This window comes from Spiroplasma sp. ChiS (assembly GCF_002968355.1).
GTDB classification, from domain to species: domain Bacteria; phylum Bacillota_I; class Bacilli_A; order Mycoplasmatales; family Mycoplasmataceae; genus Spiroplasma; species Spiroplasma citri.
The window spans coordinates 1-4,173 of record NZ_PUUH01000004.1 but is presented as its reverse complement, the minus strand read 5'-3'; the positions used below and the strand labels follow the sequence as shown (position 1 = coordinate 4,173).

Annotated in this window: 6 protein-coding genes; 4 read left to right on the top strand and 2 right to left on the bottom strand. The window is 23.7% G+C overall.

Annotated elements, in window-relative coordinates; all coding sequences use genetic code 4:
- Positions 1–221, bottom strand: a 221-nt coding sequence (locus C6B38_RS00910) for a hypothetical protein (protein ID WP_146693243.1), incomplete at its 3' end; no start/stop codon positions are given.
- 237 nt (positions 222–458) lie between these two features.
- Positions 459–686 carry a hypothetical protein gene (locus tag C6B38_RS00905; RefSeq protein WP_105298306.1) on the bottom strand — a complete coding sequence of 76 codons (228 nt, stop codon included), beginning with the start codon at positions 684–686 and terminating at the stop codon, positions 459–461.
- Between the two features lie 59 nt (positions 687–745).
- Here C6B38_RS00905 and C6B38_RS00900 point away from each other — a divergent pair, with 59 nt between their 5' ends.
- The 4 genes from C6B38_RS00900 to C6B38_RS00885 form a co-directional block, all read left to right on the top strand.
- Positions 746–1,573: a hypothetical protein gene (locus C6B38_RS00900; protein ID WP_105298305.1), complete on the top strand. Its 828-nt coding sequence runs from the start codon at positions 746–748 to the stop codon at positions 1,571–1,573.
- A 9-nt stretch (positions 1,574–1,582) separates the two neighbouring features.
- Complete coding sequence (locus tag C6B38_RS00895; protein ID WP_105298304.1) at positions 1,583–2,143, top strand: hypothetical protein; 561 nt, start codon at positions 1,583–1,585, stop codon at positions 2,141–2,143.
- A complete protein-coding gene (locus C6B38_RS00890) occupies positions 2,143–3,930 on the top strand; it encodes a hypothetical protein (protein WP_105298303.1) in 1,788 nt (595 codons plus the stop codon). Before C6B38_RS00895 ends, C6B38_RS00890 begins: the two co-directional genes overlap by 1 nt.
- On the top strand, positions 3,914–4,173 hold a 260-nt coding region (locus C6B38_RS00885; protein ID WP_146693242.1), incomplete at its 3' end, for a hypothetical protein. The genes C6B38_RS00890 and C6B38_RS00885, both read left to right, overlap by 17 nt.

The window sequence follows — 4,173 nt, the reverse complement described above, 5'->3', positions numbered from 1 at the left end:
TAAAAATTAGTACTATAACGATTTATTTCTTTATTTAATTCTAATAAGTTTTTATTAATTCTACTTGCTCTTAATTTAACATCTCCGCTACCTTTATTTTGTTGTGTATATATTTGTCAATTAACATRTTCTCTTAATTCACTGCRTAATCATACATGTAATCACATATTTCAAAATACTGATCCTGCYCCAGTTCCATTTTTACCTATTGCTGATTTCATTGCTTGTCAAACTTGAATATGTACTTTTGGATATGTATATGGTCCATATCATCTTTTTTGTTTATCATTATCTGATTGAATTAAAATAGTTAAATTACCTATTAATTTTTGTTTATTAGTTATTTGAAAAACCCCTTTTTTACATTAACTACTAGATAATATAGTTCAGTTGTTTTCGTAATCATACATGTAATCACATATTTCAAAATACTGATCCTGCCCCAGTTCCATTTTTACCTATTGCTGATTTCATTGCTTGTCAAACTTGAATATGTACTTTTGGATATGTATATGGTCCATATTTAAATAATATTGAATTTGTGCTAATTGATGTTCAATATCTTTAATGCTTTGTAAAATTGCTTTTATTTTAGAATTCCCATATTTTTCTAATAATTTTATAATTCTTAATGCTATTTTAGGGTTTTCTAAAATACTAGTAATTAATGTTAATAACTTTCACATTTTTTGACACTCTCCTTATGGTGATTATATAATGGGTGATGACAAAAAGAGGTGTAAAAATGAATAATGAAATAGATTTTAAAGAATTAAATAAACAACCCGAATATTTAAATTATTTGGAAAAAGGAAAATACCCAATATTATCAGAACAAAAATATTATATTGATATTCCTTGAATTATTGCTAATAGAAAAGCGGCTCCATTAACTATTGGACAAGGTTTAATGTTTAATTGTGATAATGATGATACACAAGATTGAATAGAAGAATGATATGAAAAAAACTATGTTTATTCTAAATTAATTCAAAATGAATTAGCAAATAGTTTATATGGTCGTAGTGTAATGTATTTATTAAAAACAGAAACTGATGATTTAACTATTGATGTTGCACCTATTGGTTCAAGTGTTCGTATTGCTAAATATTCAGAAATAGAACAATATGCAGAAATGTGAATATTACCTGCTCAATCTGATTATATGTGATATCAAAAAGTACAATTTTATCCAAGAAAAGCAAAAATAACTTATTATACTGCAAAAGATTTAGAAATTGGTATTTGACAAACTTATGGAGAATTAGAAAGTAAATTAATACCAGTATCTATGGAATATGATACTGGAATAGATATACTACCTATTGTTGAATTTACAAATTTACCTAAATTAGTTAATGGTACAAAAACAACCACAGATGCTGTGCCAGATTGTTTACCTGTATTTAATTTAATTAAAGATGTACAAGATAATATTTATTATAAAAGAATTGAAAGAATTATAAATCGTACTCATTTTGTAGGACAAAAAAATAGTTCTCCACTTGGTAATAATGGTAATGGTGATGAAGAATTATTACAAGCAGATGCTTTAATTACTAGTACAGTTTAACAATATGCTATGACTGGTACTACTGGTGTTGGTTTAATTCATGCTCAACAAAATTATACTGAAATAACTATTGATAGTGATTATTCTATGAAAATGATATTTAATGGTGCAGGTTATGAATATGATAATTTTTCAGGTAATAATTATACAAATAAAACAGAGTCATTAATGAATAATAAATTAGATGTTCATACTACTTTACAAAAAAGATCTTTACGATTTCCTAAATTATATCGCTTATTTGATTATATATTTAAGCATTATAAAAAATGAGATAGTTTAGATGATAACAGTCAGAATAATGATAATTTTAGACCTTATACCTTAGAATTTATAGATATATCAATAGTTAATAAAATTACTCAATCTGAGGTAATTGATAGACAAATAAATAATGGAACTATTACACATGTTAGAGCAATTCATAAACAAGAAAAAGTAACAAATAAAAAAACACGAATGATGTATGAAGAAATTAAAAAAGAACAAAAAGAACAATTAGATCAAGAAATGAGTTATATTGATGATAATCAAACAAGAGAAGAAGATATTAAAGGAGATATACAATAATGCAAGTACCTAATATTAATAGTATTTTTAAAAACTTAAATGAAAGAATAATCAATAATAGTGTTAGATCTGATTTAACTAAATTAGATATTGATATTAAAAGTAATTATTTCTTTTTTCCATTTATTATTAAAACTGGTTTAGTAAATATTACTGATAAAGGTTTTCAACCTAATAATGGAGTACCACAAAACTTTACACAAATGTCACAAATATTTACTGGTAAAGAAGGAATTATAGCACAATGAAAAAATGCTATTAAAATTAGATCTAGACATATCCCTAATATTTGAAATTATGATTTTTTCCAAAATAATAAAGATTGATTTACTTATTCTATTAATGAATTTAAAAATAGTTTAACGGATAAAGTTAGTTATTTATATATTACTAGTACTGAAAAAACTTATTTATGAGATAAAACAAAACAAGTTTTTATTAATAAAGAAGAACCTGAGAATAATTACCCAGTTAATGATATTTGAGAAAAAATTAATAATGAAAATGGTTTTAATGTTTATGTTATTAATTTACAAAAAATTAATAAAGCATTAGACAATTTTGCTATTAAAAGAAAATTTAAAGGTGATGCTTATAAATGTCATATTGTTAATATTAATGATAGTGTTGAATTTTCTAAATTAGGTGGTGAAGAATATTTTGGTGAATATAATGCTTGATATCTTGATCGTACAATTACGGTTGAAACTACTTATAATTTTCAAAGAGAAGATTTTTTAAGATTTTATTTAGTTCCTTTACAATCTGATAAAGAAGATGTTGATGATAATTTATTAATGTTTATTTCAAATGCTCAACCAAAATATAATGATTTAAATGAATTAGTATATTGAGTTATTACTTTTAGTTATGTTAAAGATTATATTAATACTACTGGACAAACTATTCAGCAATTCGTACAATTTTCAGCACCAGGTGAGGGTTATGTAATACCTAAAATAATATGAGATAATTTAGGTATTCCAAAAGATTATGAAATTAATGAGAAATTTACTGGTGATAATGGTATTAAAAGTATTCAATTAACATTATTAGGTAATAATGGTTTTACTGCACCAATTATTTTTGGTCGCCCTATTGAAAATTTAGGGAAATGAAATGAAAAAGTATATCCACAGCGTAGATTATTCATTGATGATTTAAAAATGCCAGTTGCTGATAGTTTAACAAAATCATCAAAACCATTAACTACTTATTTATTAACGAATGGAATACCCGCTATTAATGGTCAATATGATAATTGATTAAAAAGAAAACAAGGTCAAACAAATCAAGAAATTAAAAAGAATTATGAAGGTTATTTAAATACCAATAGAGAATTAACAAAAGCAACTAACCCAAATAATTTAACTATTAAAGATGTTGCATTAAATTATAAAGGTAATGGTGTTATTAATCGTGATTATGATGTTAGAGCAAATGGTTATTTTAAATATAATTTTGATATTGGACATAATAAAATTAATCCAAGTAAAAATCGTGGGCAATTAAAAGATATGTTAAATTTATTTAGTATTATGGTTAATCATATTATTAGTTTACCAATAGATGTAACAGAAAGTATTGCATGAACTCAGAGAGATATTCCGATTGTTGGTAAATTCTTAAATGCAATAAGTTTAGGAATTCCGATTTATTGAAAAGAAATAAATAAAAATACTAATAATTTATATCCAAATATTAATAATGGTATTCCTTTATTTATTGGAAAAGCAAATTATACTTTTTATGATGAAAGTTATTGACCTATTGTTAAATTTATTTAGTATTATGGTTAATCATATTATTAGTTTACCAATAGATGTAACAGAAAGTATTGCATGAACTCAGAGAGATATTCCGATTGTTGGTAAATTCTTAAATGCAATAAGTTTAGGAATTCCGATTTATTGAAAAGAAATAAATAAAAATACTAATAATTTATATCCAAATATTAATAATGGTATTCCTTTATTTATTGGAAAAGCAAATTATACTTTTTATGATGAAAGTTATTGACCTATTGTTGG